The sequence below is a fragment of the Bacteriovorax stolpii genome, assembly GCF_002872415.1.
GTDB classification, from domain to species: Bacteria; Bdellovibrionota; Bacteriovoracia; order Bacteriovoracales; family Bacteriovoracaceae; genus Bacteriovorax; species Bacteriovorax stolpii.
Genome location: NZ_CP025704.1, coordinates 3,583,583 through 3,609,157, shown reverse-complemented (window position 1 = coordinate 3,609,157; position 25,575 = coordinate 3,583,583). Strand labels below are relative to the sequence as shown.

The 25,575-nt window shown below is 38.4% G+C and carries 23 protein-coding genes; 13 read left to right on the top strand and 10 right to left on the bottom strand.

The genetic code is table 11. The features are described from left to right. Window positions 1-7: 7 nt before the first annotated feature. Together C0V70_RS17825 and C0V70_RS17820 are read left to right on the top strand one after the other, a co-directional pair. Window positions 8-904: a glycosyltransferase family 2 protein gene (locus C0V70_RS17825; protein WP_102245219.1), complete on the top strand. Its 897-nt coding sequence runs from the start codon at window positions 8-10 to the stop codon at window positions 902-904. Between the two features lie 110 nt (window positions 905-1,014). Further along, window positions 1,015-2,577, top strand: a complete 1,563-nt coding sequence (locus C0V70_RS17820) for a glycosyltransferase family 39 protein (RefSeq protein ID WP_158649741.1) — start codon at window positions 1,015-1,017, stop codon at window positions 2,575-2,577. Here C0V70_RS17820 and C0V70_RS17815 read toward each other — a convergent pair. From C0V70_RS17815 to C0V70_RS17805, 3 genes are read right to left on the bottom strand one after another with little or no spacing between them, the layout of a single operon-like run. Further along, on the bottom strand, window positions 2,574-3,899 hold the full coding sequence (locus C0V70_RS17815; protein WP_102245217.1) for a DegT/DnrJ/EryC1/StrS family aminotransferase: 1,326 nt from the start codon (window positions 3,897-3,899) through the stop codon (window positions 2,574-2,576). The two genes, C0V70_RS17820 and C0V70_RS17815, sit on opposite strands and share 4 nt — an antisense overlap. Next, window positions 3,862-5,157, bottom strand: coding sequence for a DegT/DnrJ/EryC1/StrS family aminotransferase (locus tag C0V70_RS17810; RefSeq protein WP_102245216.1), 1,296 nt, complete (start codon window positions 5,155-5,157; stop codon window positions 3,862-3,864). Before C0V70_RS17810 ends, C0V70_RS17815 begins: the two co-directional genes overlap by 38 nt. Beyond that, on the bottom strand, window positions 5,157-6,275 hold the full coding sequence (locus C0V70_RS17805) for a radical SAM protein (protein ID WP_158649740.1): 1,119 nt from the start codon (window positions 6,273-6,275) through the stop codon (window positions 5,157-5,159). Before C0V70_RS17805 ends, C0V70_RS17810 begins: the two co-directional genes overlap by 1 nt. 78 nt (window positions 6,276-6,353) lie before the next feature. On the opposite strand from C0V70_RS17805, the gene C0V70_RS17800 reads away from it, so the two are divergent. The 3 genes from C0V70_RS17800 to C0V70_RS17790 are packed head-to-tail and all read left to right on the top strand — an operon-like array spanning window position 6,354 to window position 9,241. Next, window positions 6,354-7,529: a DegT/DnrJ/EryC1/StrS family aminotransferase gene (locus C0V70_RS17800; protein WP_102245214.1), complete on the top strand. Its 1,176-nt coding sequence runs from the start codon at window positions 6,354-6,356 to the stop codon at window positions 7,527-7,529. Between the two features lie 3 nt (window positions 7,530-7,532). Next, complete coding sequence (locus C0V70_RS17795; protein ID WP_102245213.1) at window positions 7,533-8,243, top strand: glycosyltransferase family 2 protein; 711 nt, start codon at window positions 7,533-7,535, stop codon at window positions 8,241-8,243. Next, window positions 8,240-9,241, top strand: coding sequence for a radical SAM/SPASM domain-containing protein (locus C0V70_RS17790; protein ID WP_102245212.1), 1,002 nt, complete (start codon window positions 8,240-8,242; stop codon window positions 9,239-9,241). Before C0V70_RS17795 ends, C0V70_RS17790 begins: the two co-directional genes overlap by 4 nt. Here C0V70_RS17790 and C0V70_RS17785 read toward each other — a convergent pair. Together C0V70_RS17785 and C0V70_RS17780 are read right to left on the bottom strand one after the other, a co-directional pair. Continuing rightward, on the bottom strand, window positions 9,216-10,151 hold the full coding sequence (locus tag C0V70_RS17785; protein ID WP_102245211.1) for a transketolase family protein: 936 nt from the start codon (window positions 10,149-10,151) through the stop codon (window positions 9,216-9,218). The two genes, C0V70_RS17790 and C0V70_RS17785, sit on opposite strands and share 26 nt — an antisense overlap. Continuing rightward, the gene (locus C0V70_RS17780; RefSeq protein WP_243733572.1) at window positions 10,144-10,977 is read right to left on the bottom strand and encodes a transketolase; all 834 of its coding nucleotides are present in this window, start codon (window positions 10,975-10,977) and stop codon (window positions 10,144-10,146) included. Before C0V70_RS17780 ends, C0V70_RS17785 begins: the two co-directional genes overlap by 8 nt. Window positions 10,978-11,022: 45 nt before the next feature. Here C0V70_RS17780 and C0V70_RS17775 point away from each other — a divergent pair, with 45 nt between their 5' ends. Genes C0V70_RS17775 through C0V70_RS17765 form a run of 3 tightly spaced genes read left to right on the top strand, consistent with a single transcriptional unit; the run spans window position 11,023 to window position 13,652 of the window. After that, entirely contained in the window at window positions 11,023-12,096 is a 1,074-nt protein-coding gene (locus C0V70_RS17775; protein ID WP_102245210.1) for a radical SAM protein, read from the top strand. After that, window positions 12,097-13,446 carry an SGNH/GDSL hydrolase family protein gene (locus C0V70_RS17770; RefSeq protein WP_102245209.1) on the top strand — a complete coding sequence of 450 codons (1,350 nt, stop codon included), beginning with the start codon at window positions 12,097-12,099 and terminating at the stop codon, window positions 13,444-13,446. Next, on the top strand, window positions 13,443-13,652 hold the full coding sequence (locus C0V70_RS17765; protein ID WP_102245208.1) for a DUF5989 family protein: 210 nt from the start codon (window positions 13,443-13,445) through the stop codon (window positions 13,650-13,652). The genes C0V70_RS17770 and C0V70_RS17765 overlap by 4 nt, the downstream gene beginning before the upstream one ends. On the opposite strand, the gene C0V70_RS17760 is transcribed toward C0V70_RS17765, so the two are convergent. Together C0V70_RS17760 and C0V70_RS17755 are read right to left on the bottom strand one after the other, a co-directional pair. Beyond that, entirely contained in the window at window positions 13,649-14,506 is an 858-nt protein-coding gene (locus C0V70_RS17760; protein ID WP_102245207.1) for a radical SAM protein, read from the bottom strand. The two genes, C0V70_RS17765 and C0V70_RS17760, sit on opposite strands and share 4 nt — an antisense overlap. Further along, a complete protein-coding gene (locus tag C0V70_RS17755) occupies window positions 14,499-15,305 on the bottom strand; it encodes a glycosyltransferase family 9 protein (protein ID WP_102245206.1) in 807 nt (268 codons plus the stop codon). Before C0V70_RS17755 ends, C0V70_RS17760 begins: the two co-directional genes overlap by 8 nt. A gap of 106 nt (window positions 15,306-15,411) precedes the next feature. On the opposite strand from C0V70_RS17755, the gene C0V70_RS17750 reads away from it, so the two are divergent. Further along, window positions 15,412-16,704, top strand: a complete 1,293-nt coding sequence (locus tag C0V70_RS17750) for a glycosyltransferase family 4 protein (protein ID WP_158649739.1) — start codon at window positions 15,412-15,414, stop codon at window positions 16,702-16,704. After that, window positions 16,682-17,653 carry a hypothetical protein gene (locus C0V70_RS17745; RefSeq protein WP_102245204.1) on the top strand — a complete coding sequence of 324 codons (972 nt, stop codon included), beginning with the start codon at window positions 16,682-16,684 and terminating at the stop codon, window positions 17,651-17,653. The genes C0V70_RS17750 and C0V70_RS17745 overlap by 23 nt, the downstream gene beginning before the upstream one ends. On the opposite strand, the gene C0V70_RS17740 is transcribed toward C0V70_RS17745, so the two are convergent. Continuing rightward, complete coding sequence (locus C0V70_RS17740) at window positions 17,647-18,957, bottom strand: twitch domain-containing radical SAM protein (protein ID WP_243733578.1); 1,311 nt, start codon at window positions 18,955-18,957, stop codon at window positions 17,647-17,649. The two genes, C0V70_RS17745 and C0V70_RS17740, sit on opposite strands and share 7 nt — an antisense overlap. A gap of 113 nt (window positions 18,958-19,070) precedes the next feature. Here C0V70_RS17740 and C0V70_RS17735 point away from each other — a divergent pair, with 113 nt between their 5' ends. Both C0V70_RS17735 and C0V70_RS17730 read left to right on the top strand, forming a co-directional pair. Continuing rightward, window positions 19,071-20,186 carry an SPASM domain-containing protein gene (locus C0V70_RS17735; RefSeq protein ID WP_102245202.1) on the top strand — a complete coding sequence of 372 codons (1,116 nt, stop codon included), beginning with the start codon at window positions 19,071-19,073 and terminating at the stop codon, window positions 20,184-20,186. Then, window positions 20,183-21,397 carry an amidohydrolase family protein gene (locus C0V70_RS17730; protein WP_102245201.1) on the top strand — a complete coding sequence of 405 codons (1,215 nt, stop codon included), beginning with the start codon at window positions 20,183-20,185 and terminating at the stop codon, window positions 21,395-21,397. Before C0V70_RS17735 ends, C0V70_RS17730 begins: the two co-directional genes overlap by 4 nt. On the opposite strand, the gene C0V70_RS17725 is transcribed toward C0V70_RS17730, so the two are convergent. After that, on the bottom strand, window positions 21,389-22,192 hold the full coding sequence (locus tag C0V70_RS17725; protein WP_133566661.1) for a hypothetical protein: 804 nt from the start codon (window positions 22,190-22,192) through the stop codon (window positions 21,389-21,391). The genes C0V70_RS17730 and C0V70_RS17725 overlap by 9 nt on opposite strands. A 188-nt stretch (window positions 22,193-22,380) precedes the next feature. Here C0V70_RS17725 and C0V70_RS17720 point away from each other — a divergent pair, with 188 nt between their 5' ends. Further along, window positions 22,381-22,917, top strand: a complete 537-nt coding sequence (locus C0V70_RS17720; protein ID WP_102245199.1) for a hypothetical protein — start codon at window positions 22,381-22,383, stop codon at window positions 22,915-22,917. On the opposite strand, the gene C0V70_RS17715 is transcribed toward C0V70_RS17720, so the two are convergent. Next, complete coding sequence (locus C0V70_RS17715; RefSeq protein WP_102245198.1) at window positions 22,914-25,484, bottom strand: M16 family metallopeptidase; 2,571 nt, start codon at window positions 25,482-25,484, stop codon at window positions 22,914-22,916. The genes C0V70_RS17720 and C0V70_RS17715 overlap by 4 nt on opposite strands. Window positions 25,485-25,575 lie beyond the last annotated feature (91 nt).

The window sequence follows — 25,575 nt, the reverse complement described above, 5'->3', positions numbered from 1 at the left end:
TTAAGGCATGACATACGATCTTTCGGTTTGTATTCCGGCCTACAATAGCGCGAAGACCATTGGTCTTTTGGTAGAAGCTATTTTTAAAGAGCTGAGTTCTTTAAAAATTGAAGTCGTAATCGTTAATGATTCCAGCCAAGATCAAACTGAGTCAGTTTGTTTGGATATTGTTAATAAGTATGAAGCTGTTAAATTTTATTCGTTAAGAAAGAATTTTGGTGAAAATAATGCCGTGATGTGTGCTCTTAATCATGCCACAGCTCCATTTGCCGTGATTATAGATGATGATTTTCAAAACCCGCCTCATGAAATTATTAAGCTCTATCAAGCTATTCAAAAAGGCTACGATGTGGTTTTTTCTGATTTTATTAAAAAGAATCATGGATGGTTTAGAAACTCGGCCAGCTGGTTAAACAACCTGATACTGACTTATTTAATTAATAAACCATATGACCTGTATTTTTCAACATTCATAATTATGAATAGAGAAACGATTAATGAAGTGATCAAGTACAAAGGAGCCTTTCCCTATATTCAAGGACTAGTTTTGAGGTCAACTAACAATTACGGACAGGTTCTTGTTGAGCATAAAGAAAGGCAGGAAGGTCGCAGTAATTACACCATTAGAAAACTTGTAAATTTATGGCTTAATATCTTGATCAATTTTTCATCAAAGCCTTTAAGGCTTATGACTTTGTTTGGTGGGGTTACTTTTCTAGTTTCGACTTTCGTTTTGATTGTTTTAACTGTTTTGGGAATCGGAGGATGGGCGAGTTTTATTTGTGCGCTCTTTTTACTTTTTTCTATCCAATCTATTTTCCTGGGGATCATTGGTGAATATATTGGAAAGCTTTATATGGATCACAACGGAACACCTCAATACGTGCTTAAGTCACAAAAATAAATATGTTAAAGCAGGACCTTTTTCAAACAGAACAATCACAAAAGAGAGCTTTTTACTGCCTCTGGGGATTTGTCATTTTTGTTTATCTCTTTTTTAATATCAAAATTCATATGCATGAGTCTTATGTTTACTCTGGGGCCATGGAAGGATTTTTTGATGTGACACATGGGCATTATGGGGTAAGCCCTTGGTTGGTGAACTATAATGCTTTTGGAAACTATCACCCGGATCATCCACTTCTACACTTATTAGGGAAGCTTTTAAAAGACTTCCTTGCACTTTTCTCTATCCAATTACCTGGGATTAAAGCTGTTTCTTCTATTAATACCATCACCGGTCTTATGGGAGGATTCTTCTTTTATAAAATCATGAAGAGGTTCACCAAGGATCAGATTTTTGCCACCCTGATGACAGTGGTGTTGATGTTTACTGATATTTTTTGGTTTGGAGCAAAGTCAGGAGAAGGTTATACGTCGGGGCAGTGTTTCAACTTGCTGTCGATGTATTTAATCTTTAAATACATTGAAGAAAGAAAGACCTCTTACATTGTTTATCAGGCCATAAGCCTCGGTGTCGCAATGGCCTTTCACTCGTTGTTTGTTTTTATGCTCATTCCACAATTTTTAATTTTTTGGCGTGCTGATAGAAAGAATATTCTTAAAGTCGGAAGCATTATCTTCGCTATTATTTTTGCCTTTGGAATGGCATTTTATATTCTTCCACTTTATTTTTATATCGGGGCTAAAAGCTTGGGAGAAATGATCAAAGTTTTTCTGTTTTATAGTGATGAAATGGGCGTTTGGACTAAAAGTGCTTATAGTCTTTTTAGTATTGTATGGGGACTTATTCTTTATCCATTTGTGACTGGTGTTTACCATTTGATTTACACGGTGCTCGAAGGCTATCACGCTGTCTGGCTTTTTTTTAGACTTGTTCTTATTGTTATTGGATATAAGGCCTTAAAGATGGCACTAAGAGATAAGGCTCACGAAACGCGTTTTATGCTTTGTTGGTTTGCCATTTATTTCATTTTCACCAGCTATATTCTCTTTTTGCCTTATGACATCACTTATTGGCTTTTTTTGATGCCGGCCTTTATTTTTATACTCAGCTTTTACTTTAAAAAGCTTAAGTATCGCAATGCCTGGGCATTAGGACTAGCGACCTTGCTTTTTACAGGAAATTTCATTAATGATATTTATCCTAAAATGATAGTCAATGAAGATAAGTATTTCTTCGTTGATAAAATTTCAGAAGAAATGAAAGATGAATCACAAATGGCAATTATCATCTTTGATAGTTTCGCGGAGACGAGCTATTTAAATTATTTTGGAATCGTTTGGGCCATTAAACACCATCCATCCTTTGCGGATAAGCACATTGAAATCATTGTTGATAATGTGGAATTAGATCGCAAGCTTCAAGAACTCACTAAAGATGGTAAGAAGCTTTTTGTTTTAAGAAACTCACCAGGGGAAGCTGAAAAGGTTGAACCGATGAATAAAGCTATCGCAGATATCGGTTATAAACTTGTAAAAAAAACAGAACTTCGTCACCATTTTAATGAAAAACTCGATAAGACTTCAGAGTTTCAGCATGTCGAAGCGTGGTATGACTTAGGACCCGTTGGGCAGAGCTGGTTAATGCATTTGGCCCTGTACGAAAAAAACTAGAGGGTCATTTCGTTTAAAGTCATAGCGATATGGCGCATATGATTTTCAGAGTACTTTTCATTGAGAGGAATAAACACCGTATCGTATTTGATGGTTCTGGCATTTTTCAATATTTTTGTGTGCGGGTGAAAGATAGTTTCTTCTGAGCAGAGATTTAAACCATAACTGCCATTATCAATTCCATTCTTAAAGAGATTTTTTCGCATTTCTTCTCTTTTCCCAAAACAATTAATAGGGAAGTGATAATAAGAGTTTTGTTGATAATCAAAAAGATTTTGAGGAATGAACTTTTTAGCTTCTGGGCTAAGGTGATCAAAAAGTGTTTTGGCCAAGTGGCGTCTTTTGTTTGTATTGGTCTTCATTTCCTCTAAAAGGCCAAGGGCCATATCTGCCTGCCAGTTACAAAGCCATGTGTAAAAACTTTTAGGAAATTCAGTGCGAAGTTTTGGTTTTGAACAAAAGAAGATATTGTTTCTATGGTCTGGGTCATGCTCAAAATCGACAATTCCTTTACCATTGAGAATCGATATCACTTTTAAATAGCTGTGGGTGAAGAAAATATAGATAGGCCTTAGTGTCGCAGTCTCAACGAAGATGCAATTTTTTAGATAATAACTAAGAACACTTCTGGTAGGTGCATGAATAAAAGATTCAATTTCTTTTTTGATGTTAGCCGCATATTCATTTGATTGAGTGAGAATGATTCCACCTACCGCAGATGAAAGGATTTTTCCGCTGGAAAGTGAGCCGATGCTTATATCGCCCCAAGTTCCCAGGTATTTATTATCAAAGTGTGCCTCATAATTCTGAGAGAAGTCTTCAATAAAGAGCAGGTTATGTTTTTGAGTAAAGTCCTTAATCTTTTGCAAGTTAGGGACAATTCCGGAAAGATACGTTGCCAATAGCACGCGTGTTTTAGGAGTTAACTGTTGTTCGGCCAAAGCAAGGTCTATGCAGTGGTCGTCTAAAGACATGTCTACAAAAATAGGTCTAAGCTTCAAAAGAAGAATAGCGTTGATCGTATCAGGGATTGTAATGGGAGAGAGGAGAATTTCATCTCCTTCTTTAAGATTTAATGACTTTAAGGAGAAGTAAAGCCCCATGCGAAAAGACGATGTTGTCAGGCAGTGGCGCGAGTTGAAATGTTTACAAATCGCTTCTTCAAAATCCTGCGTCTTTTTTGAACGTGCGAGGGCATCTTTTGACTGCAATTTGAGAAGTGAATGATAAAGTTTTGGAGTTCTATAAAAGAACTGAAAACGCGGCAAGCGGTTAGAAAAATACTTATAGAGCGAAGTATTGGTTAATGGTGCTGGCAACATGTTTTATCTCTCGTTCGTTTAAATAGTGAAAGTTGGGAAGAAAGTACGAATGTTTCCCCATTTTTAGGGCAACCGGTGCACTTTGTTTTAAGTCTTTAAAAATATCCATATCTGGCAGGCAAGGCAAGGTTGTTTTCCCTGGATCAATACCATGGTTAAAGAGGAAATGCTCAAAGTGTTTTTGATCATCAACATAAATAGGAATTCGCCAAAAAGAATGATGAGCCTTTTCTTCCAAGTGAGGAAGCCTCGTTTTTGCTTTATCAGAGAGATGCTCAATAAGAAGCAAAGTGTTTTGTCTTCTTCTGTGCTCAAAATCATCCATATCCTTTAGGCCTTGAAGGCCTACTTCGGCCTGCAGATCATTAAAGTGATAGAGCATGTCGTGAGGGATTTTAGTTCTCCTCTCATCTCCAGAGCCGCCAAACAATCCTTTAAAGAAAGTCCATGGACCAAGTTTAAGTCCTCTACCATCAATTAAATCTTCAATGAGTTTAGCGTCGATCGCAAAAAGGATTTTAAAAACGTAATAAGTGAAAAAAGAGAAGAGATAAGGATTTAACGCTAAGGAGGCGACTAAGTCTTCTTTTAAAAATTTCCAAAAATATCTTTTACTCAAAGGATGAAAATCTCTCACGGTGTTTTTTCTAATGGCCCTCATCTGGTCTGCTGATTTTACACAAAGAAGTGATCCCATATGGGTGTGAAGGTCTTTTAGAGAACATGTCGAATAAAACGTAGCATTTGCAAATTCTGTGACAGGTTTTCCTTCAAAAGATGTCCCATAAGACTGGGTGCAATCCTGTATGAAGATAAGATCGTTCTTTTGAGTAAAGGTCAGAATCTCGTTCATATCTGGAAGAATCCCGTACAAATGTGTGAGATAAAGAACTTTGCTTTTTGATGTTAAAAGCTTCTCGGCCTTAGAGATGTCGGCAGTGTGAGTGTTTTCCTTGAAATCGACAAAAACGGGTTTTAATCCAAGGAGTAAAACCATGTTAACCATGTCAGGAAGTGTGGTTGGTGACATTAAGACTTCACTTCCAGCATCAAGGCGATAGTGCTTAAGTAAATAATATAGACTTATGCGAGCATGTGGCATGGCCAGAGCATGAGGAGAGTTAAGTTTTAAAGATGCTTCTTTCTCAAATTCTTCAACCTTGCTTTGGCTAGAGAAATTTTTAAATGGATAAGTCACCAGCGTTTGCAGGATTCTTCCAAAGGAAAGGTAGTAGACACCGCGAGGAATCTTTCTCATCAGGCTTCAGCTCGCTTGTCTTCAAAAGTAGCTTCTAGGCACGTGTGGCAGTAGTCCACTTTTTTTCCTTTCTCTTGAAAAGCTTCAAGGAGTTCGCGGTAGCGTGGAAGAGCAAAAATATTCCTAATGTCGTAATTGATGTCTTTAATATTGGTCACTTTGTATTTTAAACAGAAAATGACATCGCCATTTGGCTGGATATAAAGCTCGTGAAAAGGCTTGTTACAAGCCGTAACATCAAACTGCCCGGGATTTTCGACATAGTCCTTTAATTTTTGCTTATTCTTAAAGACGTTCGTAAAACCAATATTCATACGAGATGTTTTTTTATAATCAAAGATATGGTCAATTAGGGCATGGATTTTTGGGATTTTAATTTTCTCATACATATGAATGGGAGCTTGTGCTTTAAAAGCATCGTTCACATTCTCAAAAAGTTCAAAAGGCTCGTTAGAAAGCAGGTTGAAGTAAAGGTGAGAGGCCTTTAGCTCCTTTTCAGAATAGTCCATGAGCTCTGGAATATCCTGGTAGTTTTCATTAGTGATGACAACCTTGATTCCCACAATCGGATAATTACTTCCTCTTTTCTTTTTTAACTCTTCAAGTTTTTTAATGGTTTCCGTGGTCTTTTCAAAATAGTTGATATGGCCACCAAGGATGCGATTATGAGTGCGCTCCATTCCGTGAAGAGAAAACATCAGATAGTGAAGTTTAGAATCAATAAGTTTATTGAGTTGCTCTTCGTTTAATGTTGTCCCATTACTTACGATAGAGGCCTTGCGCTTTTTTTGCCCGATAAATTTTAAAAGATCAAATAAATGAGGATAAAGAAAGGCCTCCCCACCTGTAAAAGAGATGGCCGTATAAAAAGGAGAATTGCTGACAAGCTTTTTCCAGCTTTCCAAATCAATTTCAGACTTTCTTTCGGCTTGAGTGTTTTTGCCGACGTTGTAACAAAAGTGGCAGTCAACGTTACAGATATTGGTGATCTTAAAAGTGATCTTACTTGGGTAAAGATGGTGAACGTTGAAGAGCTTTTGCGCTAAAAATCCATAGAGATCGGAGTACGCCAAAAAAATTCTACGAGTGAATTTATTAATTAATCTCTGTGGATTCATAGGAGAAATTATACTCTTAAATAATTCACAGTAGCAATAACACATGGAGCGTGAGAAGATATTTAGAGAGGCAAAACGATGATCCCTAGATTTAGACCCAATCTTGGTTGGGGCGAATTTAAGAAAATTTTCTCTCTTACACCAAAGTCAGAAGTTCAAGACTTTGAAGAAGAGTTTTCTGCTTTTATGGGACAGAAGTACGCTCGTTCTTTTTCTTATGGGAGAATGGCGTTATACGCTTTTTTAAAAGCTCATCAGATTGAGAAAAAGGAGATCATCCTCCCGGCCTATACCTGCATTGTTATGGCGCATGCCATAGAGGAAAGTGGCAATCACTCAGTTTTTGTTGATGTACGAAAAGAAGACCTTTCAATGGATTTTGAGCTTTTAAAAAAAGCTATAAGCAAAGAAACTGCGGCCATTGTTTTTACTTCGCTCTACGGGGCCCCTGTTAATTTAGGTGAAGTTCAATTTATTAAAGAGCATTACCCACATATCAAAATCATTCAGGACTGCACTCATTTACTCAATGGGAAATCCCAAGGGAAAACTATTGCGCACTTTGGGGATATGGCCCTTTTTGGACTCGGACTTAGTAAACCAGTAACCTCTGTTTTTGGAGGGATGCTTACGACTAATGATGCAGAATTGATTAAGCAAATTGATTCAGTGAAAACTCACTTATTTTCAGATTCAGTAGGGCGGGGTTTGTTTAAAAGAGTTTATCTTTTTCTGGCCTTTGTTGCTTTCTGGAAACCTTTTTATAGTGTGACCAATTTTCTTGAGCGCTATGGGTTTATTGATTACTTCGTTAAGCTCTTTGATGTGAATAAAATTGAAATCCCAAAAGATAGTTTTCAGAACCTAAGTTCCTTCGAAGCTTCTATTGGGCGCCTGCAGTTAGAGAAATTTGCAGAAACGGCTGAGTCTATTCAAGCGGTCACTGGCATTTATCAGCAAGGTTTGAAGGTTCCCAAGATTGACGTTACTGAAGGCATAGTTGTGTCGCACTATAATATTTTGATAAAAAATCGCGAGTCTTATATGGAATCCATGCTCTCGCACGGGATTCAAGTGGGAGATATGTATAATTACTCTCTTCCAGAGCTTAAACCTTATCAGGGTCATAAGTATCTTTCAGGGCACAATTATTCTCAAAATGTCGCCAGAGAAATCGTCAATCTTCCTCTTTGTGTCTCAGAAAGCGAAGCCCGCCGTATTGTAGAACTTACTAATAAATTGCTACAATCCTAGGTAATGAAGACACTGTCTATTATTATCCCTGCTAAAAATGAAGAAATTGAAATCGCCAACACTGTTCATGGTGCTTTTAGAGCATTGTCGAAATTTAAGCTTTTGGGTGAAGTGATTGCTATTAACGATGGGAGCACGGATCAAACGGCTGCCATTCTAAAAGATCTTCAGAATCTCTACCCCTCGCTTGTGGTAATCACTCATTTAAAATCTCAGGGATTAGGGGCTGCTTTTTTAAGCGGTATCCAGTCAGCAAAAATGGATTATGCTTTTTTACTTCCTGGCGACAATGAAAATGACCCTGAAAGCGTTATGATTCATGTGGCAGATTTAAATCAAGAAGATGTTCTAGTTACTTATGTTGAAAACCCAGAAGAGCGCAGTGCCTTTAGACAAAGACTTTCTCGAAGCTACACGCATATTATTAATTTAGCTTTCGGACATAGACTTAAGTATTTTAATGGGACTTCTTTATACAAAGTCTCAGTGATTAAAAAAATCAATCTTGAAAGCCGAGGCTTCTTTTTTACAGCGGAAATCTTACTTAAACTCCTAAGAGGAAAGGCCCAGTATAAAGAAGTTCCTATCAGACTTACTAATGTAAAACAGACCAAGTCTCAGGCCCTGTCGTGGAAATCTCTTAAAGAAGTTGTGAAAGGATTCTGCCGAATGCTCTATTGGCAGTACGTGATTTCAAGGAGAGAAGCTCTTTGAAAATTTCACTTTATCTTTATGTCATGCTGAGGTTTTTAAAAAATCCACCAGAGCTTAAAGTCATCGTTAATTTTTTAAAGTTTCAACTTAATAAGTGGACGAAAGAGACAACACTTAATTTTCATCCAGTTTCCATTATTATTTCTGCGACTAAAAGATGTAATTTCGCCTGTGAGTTTTGCTTTGTTGAAACTTATATGGCCGAAAGCCCTGGAAAAGAAGGCGATCTTTCACCTGAAGAATTGAATAAAATATTGGAGACTGATGCCGCGAAAGCGGCTCTCCGAATTGGATTTCTTGGAGGAGAGCCTTTTTTAAATAAAAATATTTTTGATTATATAGAAATTCTTCATAAAAAAAGAAAGGTCACATCAGTGGTCACAAATTCAGCTTTGTTAAAAGGTGAAATGTTGGAAAAACTTAAGGTCTCCTCATTGGATGTTCTGGGGCTTAGCCTTTATGACAATAACCGTGAAGATATCAGAAGAGTGGCAACAGCGATCAAAGGCAAAAAACGCTTTTGGATGCAGTCGGTGATTGATAGTACGACGATTCACCACATGGAAGATAAAATCAGGTTTGCCCTGGATATTGGCTGCAAAGAGCTTATCTTTGATAATTATTACCCAAAGACTAAAGACAGAATGAAAAAAGTTCTGTTTGAAGACAATGCTGAATATAAAAATGAAGAAAAGCGTTTAAAAGAAAAGTACAAAGGGCAAATTTATATTACCTGGGTGCCGTTAATTCCTTTGGAAGAAAGAAAAGTTAAGCACTGTGTACTGCCAATGAGTTATGTGCAATTAGATAATGTTGGAAATATTGGACCTTGCTGTGTGCGTGCTCCGGCCAAAGAATTTGGAAATATCTTTTCACCTGAAGGATGGAATTCACCAGAGGTTATTTCTTTGCGTGAGTCTTTGACGAATCCAGATAAGAAGGCTCACGACATTTGTCGTTTCTGCCAGTGTCTTAACGAAGACCTTTACCAGCTCTAAGGAAAAAATCCCTCGATTCGTTTGTCATAGATTCAGGATCAAGTGACATGATCTTGAGTAGATCATCCTGCTCGCCGTAGGTTTCCGAATACTGGTGAGGAATGCTGAAGTTCTTAATTTTGATTGGTAGATCACAAGAGAGAATCAAATCGCTCACAAGGCTGTACAATCCACCTGTCTTGATGTGCTCTTCCATCGTTACAACTCTATCAATCCCTTTCAGGTGTTTTTGCAACGACTGCGTATTGAGAGGACGAAGGCTATGCAGATCAATAACTTTTACATTGAGCCCGTCTGCTTTTAAGTTTTCAGCGATTTTCATCGCTGTGTGAGACATATACCCATTAGATATAATGGCGAACGTTTCCCCATTTTTTAAGAGGCAAGGCTCGCCAAAAACGATGTCATGTTTTGAAGTGAGATCTGGATAGTTATCGCGGGCAACGCGAATGTACATTGGACCTTGGTAATCGACAGATTGCTTTAAAAGTTGAAGCATCTGATTTTTGTCGGCCGGAACAATCACGGCCATATTAGGAAGTGCCATCATGAGAGCGATGTCTTCAATGATGGTGTGAGTGGGTCCCATTGGTCCATAGATAAGTCCTCCACCATTGGCAAAAAGACGGACATTGGTTTTTTCCAAACAGAGATTAATTGAAATCTGATCAAGACAGCGGCGAGTGAGGAAAGAGGCAATCGTATTGACGTAAACGATCTTTCCATTGAGTGCCATACCTGCGGCCATGCCGATAATATACTGCTCAGAAATCCCTTCCATAAAAAATTGCTCTGGAAGAGTGTTTTTGAATTCATCGAGAACCTTAAAACCTAAATCTGATCCGACAAACACAATGCGTTTATCATTTTTGGCCATTTGAAAGATCTCATTTAATCCAGAGCTACGCATGGGAATCAATCTCCATTAGTAATTGGTTTCTGAAATCTTCACTCATTGATCTTAAGTGGTGATGAGAGAGGTTTCCCTCAAGAGCTTTTGCTCCCAGACCTTTAATAGAATGAGAGACAATACATTTTGGACCTTTGGTTTTTTGCAGGCGAGCGAAACTTTCCATGAATGAGTAAGGAGAGTTGATCGTATCAACTTCTTCGCATTGGAAACCAAAGCTTTGCCATTTTTCTTTTAAGTCATCGAGAGGACAAATCACTTGCGTGTGATCATAAGACTGGTATTTATTGTAATCGACAATGATCCAGAAATTATCTAACTGGTGTTTGTTGGCAGCGAGAGCTGCTTCCCAAACACTTCCTTCGTTACATTCACCGTCGCCGACGATGACGAAAACATTCGAGTTTTTATTTGTCAGTGCCATCCCTATTCCCAGCGATGGCCCATGGCCCAATGAACCTGTTGAGACTTCGATTCCGGGAACTTTTCTCGAAGGGTGCCCTCCTAGAATTCCTTCTTTAGAGCAGAAGCGAAGTAATTCTTCTTTTGGGAAAAAATTTAAGTCTGCTAAAATGGCGTATTGCCCTAAACAACCGTGGCCTTTACTTAAAATAATGCGGTCGCGGTCTTGGGCCATTTCGGGTGTAATTTTCGCCAGTTGGTAATAAAGCATTACCAAAATTTCAATCATAGAGAAAGCAGAAGGGATGTGCCCTTTTTGAGCAGCGAATGCTGTGTGGACAATGTCTTTTCTGATTTGTTTACTCTTCTCTTTGAAGAAGGAGATGTCTTTCATACCTAACACGATATAGTTTTCATTCTGCATGTTCAAGCTTATACTCAAGAGCGTAACACTTGGGAGTTAAGATTCATGACTGATCACTATTTCATGGATGGCCATAAAATGCTTTGGCATTTCGACAAAGTATTGAAGGTTAAAAATGGCGAGAGAATTGCGCCAATTTACCTGGAAGTCTCCCCAGTATCTTATTGCAATCACAAATGTAATTTCTGCGGCAAGGATTTTGTCCAATCGCCGGATCATCTTCTTAAAACATCTGTCTTTTCTGAGTTCGTGGCTTTCGCTGGGAGAAGTGGGCTTAAGAGCTTAATGTTTGCCGGAGAAGGCGAGCCACTTTTGCACCCGCAATTTAAAGAATTGGTCACAGTGACAAAAGAGTCAGGTGTCGATGTTTCCATTACAACTAACGGCTCAAAAGCGACAGTCGAGTTGTGGGAAGAAGTACTTCCACTTTTAACCTGGATTCGTTTTAGTGTTAATGGGGGAAGTCCTGAAGTGTATTCAAAAGTTCACCATACAACACTAAAAGAATTCGATAAGGTCTGCAAAAATATCCAGGAAGCCGTCAGGATAAAAAAAGAGAGAAATCTTAAAACAACTCTTGGAGTGCAGTTTGTCGTTTTAGAAGAAAACAGGCACCAAATGCGCGAGATGGTGAAAATTTTTACCGACTTTGGTGTCGATTATATTGCGTTTAAGCCTTTTTCTCGAAACCCTCAAATGATCCTGGATAAAAATGAAGTCTACGATCAAAACATCATGAATGAACTCGATGCTATTCATGAAGAAAATAAAAACAATACAACTCAAGTGATCTGCCGCTCAGAAGCTTTTGATAAATACCGCTCACAGGAAATCACTTACCCAAGATGCCATGCACTTCCTTACTGGGGATACATGACGGCGAGTGGGGATTTTTACACATGTCCTATTCATATTGGGAATGAAAAATTCAGAGCGGGAAATATCAATTTTCAAAGTCCTGAAAGAGTTCTTTTTGGAGAGGAAAGAGAAGCTTCAGTTCAATACGCACGCAATGAGCTGGATGTAAGAAGCACTTGCCGAGTTAACTGCCGTATGGCCCGTGTTAACGAGTTCCTTGAGCAAATTAACCACGAACCTGAGCATGTGAACTTTATCTAAATGAAAAACTGGAAAACAAAATTTACCATTTTTTTTCTTTCTCTAATTGTTTCAGTGGTAACTGTTGAGTTTGGACTCCGCTACCTGATTAAACAAACCAATCTTCCCCGCATCTATCACGATGTGGCCGAATACAATCTTTCAGACCGCGAATCGGCCGGAAAGAGTGATTATTACCGCGACCGTTCGATGGAGATTTACGGAGGAAAAGAGCCTCTAGAAATTCTCTGTATTGGAGATTCGTTCACCAATGGCGGGAATACTTTCTGGGATAATTCTTACCCTTACAAGCTCTACTTAAAATTTAATAAGAAAGTAACGGTGAGAAACCTTGGGGTTTGTGCCAGCACAACCGAGCAGATTGCCACACGGCTTGAAGACTTTTATAAAAGCAATCAATACTCATCTGAAAAAAAGTATGTCATTGCAGTGATGGCCGGAAGTGCAGACGTTTTTGCTGGAAGTGAACTGGTTCAAAAGATCTCGGCCCTCAACATCTCAAAAGAGCAGAAATGGGTAGAGATGAATCAGAAAACTGATTCTTTTTTTTCCCAGTTCTATTTTTATAAAGTGGTAACTCTTCTTGCTCAAGATTTAAAAAATAGAATCGATAAAGTCGACTCGGTGACAGAGCAGGTTACTTTTTCCAATCAAGAACTCTCAGCTTGTCATAGCGCCAAAACATCAAAAGAAAGAGTGGATTGTCTGATTAAGACGCTCAAAATGGAGAGTTATAATAAACTTTCTCAAGGTTCAAAAGAATATCTTATTATTCGTTTCTTACTAGAAAAAAAGGCCTTTAAGTCGAGTGAGGTCACTGAAGTGATCCGCGATTTTATGGGACTTGTAGAATATCAACCTCAACTCTTAGAGCGTGATTACCTGGTAATGAATTTACTAGGGCTTGTTAAGCTTCAGGATATTGTAAGTTTTGAAGAATTAAAAGCAGTGATTGAAAAGAATTCTCATCGAATTGCTCTTGAAGCTCAAAAGGTGAATCAAGAACTTATTTCCAACGCCAGTTACTGGTATGACAATTTAGAAAAATTAAATGGTGAGCGCGATATCTATTGGAAGAAAATCTTTACCCTGGCCCGTGAACACAATTCAAGTATCGTCGTGATGAATTATCCTTTGCCATACCAATCAACAAATGGTTACCTGCAAACTTTGGCCAAAAAAGAAGGGTCTGAGTTTATTGATGTCGAAAAAATCTTCACCTTACATCAGAAGGGAGCAGATGTGCTGCTTGATGATTGGGAACACTGCAGTCCTGAAGGTTATGATTTGATTGCTCAGACACTTTATGACAAAATTGAGTTAATGAGCCAAGAAAGGAAAGGAAAATGAGCCAGACTCCAAATCAGCCTGAGAAGCTATCTTTAGTTGCCAAGTTTAAGCAGAACTTCAAAATGTTGAAGGAAATTTTTGTTTTACTTAAGACGCACAAAAAGTGGTGGCTGATGCCGATCTTTTTTATTTTTGCCATCTTGAGCATGTTCATTGTTCTTGTCGGAGGAGGTTCTATTCTTCCGGCGATCTACGCTATTTTCTAAAGCCTGATTTCAACTGATGTATGACCGAACTGCTGGAAGCGGTTGTTTTTGACTTTGACGTCACATGGATTGCAGCTTCCAAAGTAATCACAAGGTCTAAAGATATCTTCGATTTGATAGTCTGGATCGAGAAGATCGCCTACCGGATTTTTATTGTTATAAAGGTCGTGATGACAACGGAAAACTTTCCCAAAAGGATCAATAAGAAGTTCGCTCGTTTTGCATAGGCAAGAGCGCTTTTCCTGGCTGAAAACAGCTCCATGATACTTGTATTCGCCATAGAGTTGATTGTCGTGCATGCCTAAAAAATCTTTAAACCTGAAATCAATTCCATTCGACGCAAAAAGTTCTTTAGCTTCTTCTATTTCTTTAATTTGTGAAGGATGTCTAACACCATAAACTCCAACATTAAAGCCGTAGGCCTTAAGCTCAACCACTTTGTTAAGTGTGTCTCTTAAGTCCATTGTTTCAGGGTGATAACTCACGCGAATAGGAGCATAAGGAGCTTGGCGATTGATTCTATTTTTATCAATTTTTTGAGCAAATTTTTTTGGGGAAAACTGAATATTAGTTAAAAGATCAATATCGAATTCAGCAGGAAGTGAGTTCACTATTTCGTAAAAATGCTTATGGATTGTCGGCTCCCCACCTTGCAGAGTAAGAGGTATTTTATTGGTCATTTTTAAACGAGAAAGACCTTTTGCCCATTCTTCAGCCGTAAGAAGTTTTCTTCCTTTTTGCAGGCCTACCAGGTGATTAATGCAATAAGAGCAGGAAATATTACAACTCAATGTGAGAAAAACTCCCACGTAGTTGTAATGGTCTGGAACATGAATATCGGGAAGTTTAATCATGTCGATAGGCCTTAAGGTTAATAATATCTGCGAGTGTTGAAACGCTTAAGTCTTCAGTGGAAACGGAAACACCAAGACCAGCTAAATCAATTTCGTGGCTCGATGTCGGACCAAAGAGTGCTACAAATGGTTTTTTCATCGCTAGTGCCAAGTGAAGTCCAAGACTGTCGTGAGTGACGATATAATCGCAGCTTCCTATCCACTTAATGTATTCAGAAAGATTGTGAAACCCTTCCTGCCAGGAAATATCAAAATCAGATTGCAGGAGTTTTTCTAAAGCTTCCCAATTTTCTAAAGGCCAGCTTTTTCCCGGCCACTTTTGGCCAACTTTCCAGTTGAGGCCGATTTTCAAACGAGATGATGAAGAAGGAGGAGAGCTCCAATAGAAACTGTAAGTCTCTTTAGTCCATTTTTTCCCAATAAGAGCGAAGAGTTTTTCACTCCAGTTCATTGTTTTTGAACTGAACTCTGGAAGAGTTTTATTACTAAAGCCTAAAAGAGCGGATGTCTTAATGTGAGGGATTTTTTCTAAAATCTCATCCGTTCTCTCTAGGTTTAAAACGAGATCGAAATGTTCGTTTTCAATATCAGAGAAATCAGTTGTGAGTTTTTTGATTTTTTGGTTTTTCTTTAAAAGAAGGGCCGCTTCTTTAGATGTAAACCATGTGACGTGTTCGTTTTTAAAGACTTCCAGTAGAACTGTTGTTCTCAGGACATCGCCCAGACTCACAATGTGCGTGTGCTCTGGATGAGCGTCAAAAGTTTCCGTATGTCCGGTTTTGATGATCAGGGTCTTCATTTAGGTTATAGAGTAACTGTTTTCTATCGAGATGACGACCATCTTTGCTGTTTGCCTTGCGACATGGGGCTTGCGAAAGTCATCGTTAAAATGGAATAATTTCCCCATGAGAGAGCAGACTTTTTTAATTATCACCAAAGAGGAAATTTCCTTCTGGAAAAGCTGCCAGCTTATCACTAAAAATTTGATTCAAAGCTATCAACTGGCCCTGAAGGGTCATAATATTCAGTTCTTAAAAGTTGAAGAAGACCTCACACCTGCCAGTGCCTATAAACATGCATTGAAAATTAAGGAGATTAATCCGCAAGGTCTGATTTGGGTTGATCATGAACCGTGCAGTGCTTTGCTTCTCAATGCTCTCAATAGTGTTTTAAGTGATAAGCCCTATAACGACAAACCTAAGTTTTTTATCCATCTTTTTGGTGACTTTGTTCTTCAATGCCGCCAATGGGAAACAACTCTTAAGAGTTTAAATGAGTTCCCAGTTCATTTTTTAGTCGCTTCTGATGCTCAAAAATTACTTGTGGATAAAATGTTTATTTCCACAAAAAATATCACGACAGTCATTCCATTTCCTGTAGAAAAGAGTGTCTTTAATGCCAGTGCTTTTTCTCAGCAAAGAAACCTGATGCGTGAAAAATTTAAATTAAAAGATGAAGTCGTTCTGCTTTATACGGGACGGATGTCATTACAAAAAAATATCGACTCTCTTGTTAATACGTTCACTAAAGTTAAAAACTTGGTTGGAGGAAATGCCGAGCTTTGGTTGGCAGGCCCATGGGATAATATCCTTCTTCCTTACCATGGAACGAGAGGGCTTCCGGGCTCATACTTTAGCCAGTTTAAGAGTTCACTCCTTGATAAAGGTTTAAGCAATGTCCGCTTCCTCGGTGATTTGGATGAGGAGGAACTGCTTGGTGTTTACCATGCCAGTGACTTGTTTGTGAGTTTTAGTACTTTTAATGACGATGATTATGGAATGTCGATTGCTGAAGCCTTGATGTGTGGACTGCCCGCTCTTTTAACTCAATGGGGAGGTCTTCCGACATTTAAGAAATACTCTGAGCATGTTGATCTCGTTCCTATTGAATTTCAAGATGTGAGAATGCACCCTCAATCCATTCTTGCTCAAAAGAAGATGATGGCAAAAATTTTAGAGATTAAAGAAAATAAATTTCCTAGAGAAGAAATGGCCAGCTACTCAGCAAATTATCTCTCGATTGAAGCGGTTGGAAAAAAACTTGAGGAGCTTTTATTTGCAGTGGATTTCAATGCAAAGATCGAATTCTCGCAAGTTTTTTATAAACTCAGTACAACTTTTCATCTGAGTTCAGATGCCCCCTTTAAAAATAATCTAGGCCTTTATAAAGACGTGTATGGTGATTATGGAACACTTTGATTTCGGGAATTCCATTTTCTCCTTAGAAAAGATCTGGGATCAGCGCACAGCTGTGTCGCAAAAGACGGCGCTTTATCTTTCACCAGACTCCAACCCATATTGTTCTCGTTTAAATCCCATTTTTAGCTTCGAAGTCGAAGACGACTATTTAAGATATTTTAATGTTCTTTCTCTTCGCGATGGAGTTTATCCATTGTTGCGCTTTTTCTTTATTAATCCTGCCCCTCATGTGGCGGACCCAATGATAATCATTGATGAGAAATTATCTTCTTTGGTGCCTAAGGCCTGGAGAGAGAAAACTCTATTAAGAAGTCTTTATGACAATGAAAAAGTTTTTCCGAAGCCGATCGAAGAGTGTTTAATCCTGATTTCTCCAGATAAAGATTCTCTTCCTCTGGAAATCATGGAAGTTGAACTTGCCAAGCTTGCCGAGAAAACAAAAAAATACCCTAAGATTTCTTTTTATTTTTCAAGTTGTATTAGAAAAGGTGAAGAGTATGCGGAAGCTGCTTCAACATGGGGCTACACGACTTTAAATGCAGTTAATATGGCCTTTGGAGGAAGAAATATAGAGATTTTGGATTGGGGAAAACTGCAAAAGAAAAACTTGGCAAAAGTCTGTTTTACTCACTTTAATCCACTATCTTTTTATTTCACTGACTCGTTCTTAACTCACGATCTTCTTCAAAGAGGAGCGACTCTTTTAGAAAATAAAAAAACGATGAAGAATGTCATTCATCGCGAAGAGCTTTCAATGAATCATGGATTTGAGCTGGCAGAGTGGTTCGATGATCATAAACAATCTCTTTATGATAAGGTTGATTTAAAGTCTCTTTTTGGGGATGAAATCAGAGAGAAGCCAGCTTTTAAAGGTTATACCTTCATCACTTTAACGAATCATTCTTTTAAACAGTTTGCCTTGGAGCGAGCAAAAGAGTTGTATCAGTAAAGGTTGTTAACCTTCATCCAGATATCAGCTTTTTTACAGATCTTAAGGAAAGTTGCATACTCGGGAAAAGTCTCTTCGAAATTTGAATTAAATCTTCTGTCGAATTCCTGAATGAATTGCAGGAAGTGAGCTCTTAGCCATTTGTTTCTTTCATCACTTTTTGTCGAACATGCCCAATTGACTACTCTTTCAAATTTTTTCACTTCATAAGTTTCAAAAGAAGGCAGCGATTTCATGAGTTCGAGACATGCAAGTAGTTTTGCCTCCAGGCTTTCATCCATGATATTGGCACGGAGATAATCCGGGTCTTTTAGGTAAGAGAGATCAAGAACGACTTTTCGTCCCTCTTTTTTCATGCCATCCACCCAATGAATCATCCTTTCAAATGAACCGATTGAAAGCAGATTAAATGTGCACATTAAAATCACGCGGCTTTCTGGAAGTGAGTTAAAAAGCAGGTTCATATTTTTTGTGAAACGTTCGAAATCAAGACCTCGTCTTATGTAAGCTGACTCAGCACCATGGCCATCCAGACTGGTGTAAGTCGTATAGGAACCAATGGCTTTTTTAGCGAGAAGCACTTTAATGTGTGCCATGAACTTTTCTAAAAGTTGTTGGGAGTAACTTAAATTCGTATTGATTGCCAGTTCGAGGTTTGGGTTGGGATGATTTTCTAAATACTCCAGTACTCGGAAAGTGTTCGAAGATAAAAGTGGCTCGCCTCCAGTGATTCGAAAAACTCGCAGAGAGGGAAGAATATCCGGAAACCATTTCCAAAAGGCCGCAATATAGGGATTGTCCCCTGTAATTTCTTTGTGTTTAGGCATGCGATGTTCAGAGGGAAGATTTGGGTATGGCCCATATTTTTCCATCTCACGGGCGATAGAAGAACTTACATCTGAAACGCAGTACATGCAGTTTAAGTTGCACTCAGAGCTGAAAATAACTTCCAGGTAGGTAGGATTAACTGGTTTATTCCAGGGAGTATTTAGGGCCTCATCGAGTTTATCAAAGGCCCAATGATCAATAGATTTAATAAAGCGATCAGAGATATTTTCGCCAGGAGCGTCTTCGATTTTCCAACAGTATTCGCACTCAGGTGGGCGCACTCCTTCAAGCATCATTTTTCGCTGTTGCATTTTGAAAACGGTATTATGTAAGGCCCCGGCATCAATCTCTAATTCTTTTAAGGGGATTTGATGTCTTTCAGGATGATGGCAACTATGCGTGAATCCACGGCTTAAATCGAGGGTGACTTGATACCATTTAGCGAGACAAAAGCCGTGGGGGGCCTTTGCTTTAATATGCTCAATTTTCTCTAGCTGCTCGATGGCTTCCTCGCGGTGAGTCTTTATTGACTTTGATCTTTAGATCATAGAATAATTACTCAGAACTAGTAAAGCGCCTCGGACACTCCATGGTTGATCATTCTCTCGACATTTTAGAGCAGTTAAAAAATCAATCGGCAGATGTTGATCAAATTTTTTCATCTCGCGGTCTTAACAAATCTTCATTTTGTGTCATGCCTTTTGTGAATATTATTTTAGAACCCAATGGAGACGTTGGTTTTTGTAGGCATAAGGGAACAAAGTTTCCATATGGAAATATTAGATACCAAAGTCTTGATGAAATCTGGCAGTCAGCAAATGTGCAAAAGTGGAGAAGTGAGTTTCTTGCTGGAGAAGTTGAAGTCTGTAAAAAAGAAGTCATTGATGTAAAATGTAATCAATGCCCAGAACTTAACAAACTTCTTTCACTGGCAGAGCTTGATATTCAAAATCCTAAGATTTTAAGACTAACGGCTAATCTAAACGGAAAGTGTAATCTACAGTGCCAAATGTGCGACGTATGGAAAATGCCTAATGGCTTTTATACTGAAGAGAATTTCTGGAAGCCTGCCAGAGAACGCTTTTTCAAAGAAATCCAGGAAATTGATCTGCTTTCAGGTGAGCCTTTCATTCAGGCTGATACTTATAAACTCATTGATGAAATCACACATGTGAATCCAGATTGCCTGTGGACCCTGACAACAAACCTTCATTGGAAGCTGACAGATAAGATAAAAAAGCAGCTGGATAGGATTAAAATTAAAAATATCATCCTCTCGATTGATAGCCTTGATCTCGCTGGATACGCTAAGATTAGGCATTTGGGAGATTTGAATTTTGTTTTAAATAATGTGGTAGAGCTTCTCCGCTATCAGGAAGAAAGAGTCAAAAAAGGTCTAGGTTCACTTAATTTAAGACTGAATTGTGTCGTTCAAAAAGATAATTGGCATGAAGTAAAAACAATTATTAATTTCTGTACAGAGAGAAGAATTATTCCTTTTTTAACTTTCCTTTATTTTCCGGAAAGATTTTCCCTGCTCACTTTAGATCATGAAGAAAGAAAAAATATTCTTAATTTTTATTTCGAACACCTCTCGCCAACAGAGATGATTTTTGCTCAACGAGTGATCAGGCCAATGGTAAGATCTCTAGATAAAATTGATTATGTCCAGTACTTAGATAAAATGCGTGAGTCAATGCTGTGATTATTGTTCTTCTTACATTTCTTTTTTCTTATTCCCAGGCAAACGAGATCAATCTTTTTCCTAAGGCTTATTTTGATACGGAAAAAGGAGTGATGATTTATGGCAAAGTTATCCAAGTCAAAGATGATAAAATCACCGGAATTTTTAACCGCAATCAGGTAAAGACGGTTACCGAATTAAAAAACCTTTATTTGCTTCCAGGATTTATTGACTGCCACTCTCACGTTCTCTTGGCCCAGTTAAAGGGAGAAACTGAATTTGAAGATACCTTAAGTAGGGAAGCACGACTGGCCCCAGCAGATAGAATAAATAGGGCGAAAGGTTTTTTAAAAGATTACCTAAAGGCCGGCTTCACTAGTTTGTGCGACCTGGGTAATTCTGGAAAATTTCTCGATGTCCAACTGAGAAAACAGACAGAGAGTGATAAATCTTTTCCACATCTTTATGTTTCAGGGCCAGGTATTGCGACTAATAAAGGGCAATTTCCTGAAAATGCAAAAATGGGTGAGGTGAATAATGAGTATTCAATCGTTGATGCTAAAGCAGATGTCGATAAACTGCTTCAAGGTTATCTTAATCAAAATGTGGATATCCTGAAAATATATTTAGACAACAATCCAGGAGCTGGATCCATGGATGAGACACTTTTAAAAAAGATTCTTTCTAATTCCAAGAGTAAGAATTTTAAAAAGATCACCTATCATGCTTCAGAGTTAAAAAGTTTTGAGCTCGCAGAAAAAGTAGGCATTCAAAGCATAGAGCACGCCAATCAAATAACGTTGACGGACAAAGTTTCATCTCTTCGTTACATTACTCCGACGGATCAAGATAGTGAGACACTTAAAGAATTTAGTTATTACCGCGAGCCTTTTTATAGAGCGCAATCTCAGAGGCTAAAGGAGCTTTATAAAAGAAAATTTGTGCTGGTTTTTGGGCCGGACTTTTATTTTCATAATCCACCAGTCTTTAACCGTGCTCAGTATGTGAAGCGTACACTTAAAACTTATCTCGAAGCCAATATCCCAAAAATAGAAATCCTGCGCGCGCTTACTTTAAATCCTGCGAAATCTTTAAGAGAGGAGAATAAAGTAGGAGTGATTAAAAAAGGCGCTTATGCCAATTTAATCGGTTTCAAGAAAAATCCAATGGAAACATTTGATGTTATTTTTGAGGAACCGATGGTGATCAATAGAGGTTCTTTTTTAAAGTAAACCCAACTCTTCTGCTGATTTAATAAGTCTTTGCGAAGTTGCAGGTGTGAGGTGATCTTCGGATTGCTCAAACAAAAATCCCATATGCTTTTTCATTTGCTCAGGATTGTCTGTCGCTTGATTACTAAAACAGCCCCATAACTCCCATGCAATAGTTCTTTCCATGATGGCCAGATTGTTAGCAGAAATTTTTCTATTGAGAGGAAGGTAGCAGATTTTATTGTAAAAAAGGCAATAGACAGTGTCACTTTCGGGACACTTTTTATGGGCAATCCCATAATTGTCGAGATAGTAACGGTATTCTTCAATAAACTTTTTATCTTCACCCAAAAGAGCAGCGACAAGGGCAGGCAGTTCTACCAGTGAAGAAAGAAGAGTATAGTGAGGAGTGACTTGATTGAGTGTGTATTCGATTTTTTCAGGTCTTTGTGGGAGTGTTCTTTTACTCCAGTTGGCCATTAGGAATTTATGAAGGAAAACAACCTTATCAGCAAGCTCAGCTTGTTTGGCCACTTGATACTTATTCATGAGAACAGGGTCGCGTTTTAGCTCTAAAGGGTTCATCAGAGAAAGCAGTGTTTGATCTCTGGATTCATCGAAAAAGACGACTTCACCCATAACGGGCAAGAGCGCTTTGAGTTTATCGTGGGTTTTTATCAGGCGTAAAAAGAGTTCAGGTGTCCCTCTTTTTACCATAATGGTGACATCAATATCGCTTTTTCCAAAGGCCCAGTAACCTAATTTTAGTGAGTTTCTAAACCAAATATCCATAACTTCTGGATGTCTTCTGCGCATGAAGAGGGCATAAGATTTAAAAATCAAAACATAGATCTGATAGAGCATACACTAAGAGTAAAGAGCATCGTTTATATAATCAAGGCGCCCAAGGAAATAATTTCCAGGTTCTTTTCTGTCTCGAGAATATTGTAACATTTAATATGGCCACCAGGTTTGTGAAGGTGGCGATCAGGAGGGATGTGTCGATGTCTGATAGCGCGAAACTGATTCTCGATGGTAATTTGCAGGTCTTTTTTTATGATCACTTGCAAGAATTCAACACTCGTTCACTTTCACCTCTGTCTACTGAAACAATTTTTTATTCAAGCCTTGTGATGGATCGCTTCGGTAACTCGGAGAAATTCTTTGATCAGGTTAATGGGCGTGCCCGCGAAAAAATCCTTGGGATTAAATTAATGGAGTCCAGTCAATTTCCTAGAGAGCTGCAAAAAAATGCACTCAAAGAGATTGCTGAAATGTCGTTACTTCTTTGTGGGTATTTTTACGATTCACTCAATAAGAAAATCATTGATGTTAAATATTATGAAGATGTAGGAAAGATTGCTTACACCAAGCTTAATTCGTTTTGCCCGAGCGCTTATGATGTCCCGTCGTTTTATAAAAGGATGGCGTCGAATTTTTCAGATGTCACAATGCTTATGAGTCTGGTCTCCAAAAAATATTCTAAAGAGACCGACCCCGCATTACCATGGTTGATCTTGAGAGATCGGCAAGTCTCTTAAGACTTTACCGATCTTCCAACAACGATTGTGTTCCATTTTTGAGAAAGGATCTTCTTGATATTGGCCTGGAAAGCTTCGTATTGAAGATCTTCGATCTCCTTGTTGCTTCTGTGGTAATAATCAAGTCCTTGCCCTTGAAGAACTGGAACTGAGTAAACGCTCGCAAAGTCTTCGTTTGTTTGAACATTAATTAAATTCTGACCTTTGATCATATTCTTAATACGAGTGAAGTCTTCTTCTGGCAGGCCATGCTCTTTGATTCTGTTGATAATGTCTTTAATCGCTGCAATTGCAGGATTCACCTTATCAAACCCAGATGCCATATAAATCCCAAAGTATCCACCTTCAATCGCAGAGAAATGAACTGGCTGAGCAGAGTAACAAAGACCCTGGCGGTCTCTTACTTCAACGAAAAGTTCAGAAGACTGACCTGAAAGGTGAGTCGTTAACATTTTCAGGTATAGGTTTTCAGGTGAACCCATTTTTCCACAAGGGATACCATAGAAGATTTGAGTTTGCTCACGGTTAAACGGGATAAAGCTTTCAACGTTGACTGTCGATTTATACTTTTTGAAGTTAACTTTTTGAGTCTTTCTTGCAGGAAGTTCTGCAAAAAGAGGCTCAAGCATCGCTAGAACTTCTTGAAGTTCAGCGTCCCCGCAGTAAGTTAAAACCAGTTCTTTTGTTTTAAGGTTTTTCTTATGGGTATCAAGTAAAGACTTTTGTGTGATCGACTTTAGAGTCTTTTCAGTTCCAATCGGGCTTAGAGCGTAAGGGTGAGTTCCAAAGAAAAGTCTTTGAACTTCTTTGAAACATTGTTTAACCGGGTCTTCTTTCTGGTTAACGAGTGCTCTTTGAGCGAGTTGCTTTTCGTGGTTTAGGTATTTTGTCGGCATATCTGGAGAAACCAAGGCACCTCTAAAGTGTGGGAAAAGTTCCTGAAGATTGTCGCTCAATCCATGCATTAGAAGTCCGTAAGCATTTTTCCCAGAGAACCCAGAGATGCTTGAAGATTTTTCTTCTAAAGATTTTTTAATTTTATCGAAGCTGATTTTATTATGGCCTTTTGTCAGCATAGCACTGATTAAGTGGTAGCTTCCGTTCGTTTTAACTGTTTCTTCAGTAAGCCCTCCACGAAGGTAAGCTTGAAGAACGAAAGTCGGAGTCATTTTATTTTGACGGTAGATAAGTGATACACCTGGCTTAATCTTAACCAGTTCAACTTGCTGGTCAGAGTTAGACCTGTCGATTTTGTATTTTGCTTTAGCAGTCCCGCCCAGGCTCACCTTAAGTTCTTTTAGTTTCTTTTGAAAATCGGCCAGATCTTTTTTAGTCTTTTGAGCATTGGCCTCTTTTGGAAGCTGGATGCTGATATGGACGTCTCTCATAAAGATTTTCTTTAGAGACTGGTTAACTGCATTGGGAGATGTCCCTTTGATTTTGTCGATAAACTCTTCTTCGCACTTGATATCGCCGTTTTGAGCGTAACTGTGTCCTAGAGAGAAAGCGTAAGATTCGATTGATTCTCTTTCATAAATTTTAGATGAAAGGTACTGATTTTTGATTTTTGCTACTTCATCGTTTCCTAGACCTTCGTTTAAAGCGCCTTTCACTGTTACTAAGAACTTCTTTAGAAGCTCTGTCATGTTTTTGTGAGGGAAGACCAGTCTGATAAAGTGTGCTCCACCTTTGGCCATAAACATGGTTGATGAAGAGGCTACGTTTGCTAGTGTCTTATCTAGAACAAGGGCATTATGTAATCTTGATGTTTCACCAAAACCTAAGCAGTTGATTGCCAGGTCTTCAGCTGCCGCTTCTTTTTCTGAGTAAGTTGGAGACTTAATCACCATAGTTAAAGTCGTCATACCAACTTCTTTCTGGTGCATATCAGTTGTCGCCTGAGATTTCAGGTTGAATTCCGGGAAGTCACTTTGAGGTCCTTCCGGTAACTGATACTTTTCAATTGTTTTGATGATTTCTTCTTTTTCGCTCATGTCACCGGCAACGATTAAAAGAGCATTGGAAAGATTATAGAAATTTTTTCGGAAGTAATTTAATTGTTCGATTGAGAAATTTTTAATTGTTTCTTCACGCCCTAAGATTTGGTGAGCGTAAGCTCCCTCAAAAGCAGAGTTTTGAAGTCTAGCGAAAGCAAATTGGCTTGGGCTATCGATTGATCTTCTAAATTCTTCGAAAACAACATTGCGCTCAGGGATCAGGTCTTCTTCTTTAAACATTGGGTGAGACACCATATCCAGAAGGATATCAATTGAATTTCCCATTTTTGTATTTGGAGTGTTGATGTAATAACAAGTGTAATCAAACGATGTGAAAGCGTTGATCTCTCCACCAAAAGACTCGACATCGTGAGCGATCATGGCACCTGGTCTGGTCGCCGTTCCTTTAAAAAACATGTGCTCAAGAAAGTGAGCAATCCCTTCGTTATCGGTTTGCTCTAAGGCACTTCCTGCTCTAAACCAGATTTGTACAGTCCCGGCCGTTGAGCCTGGTTGATGGACAAATAGGGTCTTAAGCTTATTTTTTAAAGTGGACATCTCGTATTGCATAATAAAATTCCTTTAAACTTTTAATCTAGAACCAAACGTCTTATTATAATCCCTAAAGGAAAGTATCTCCTAATAGAATTTCTCTATAAAA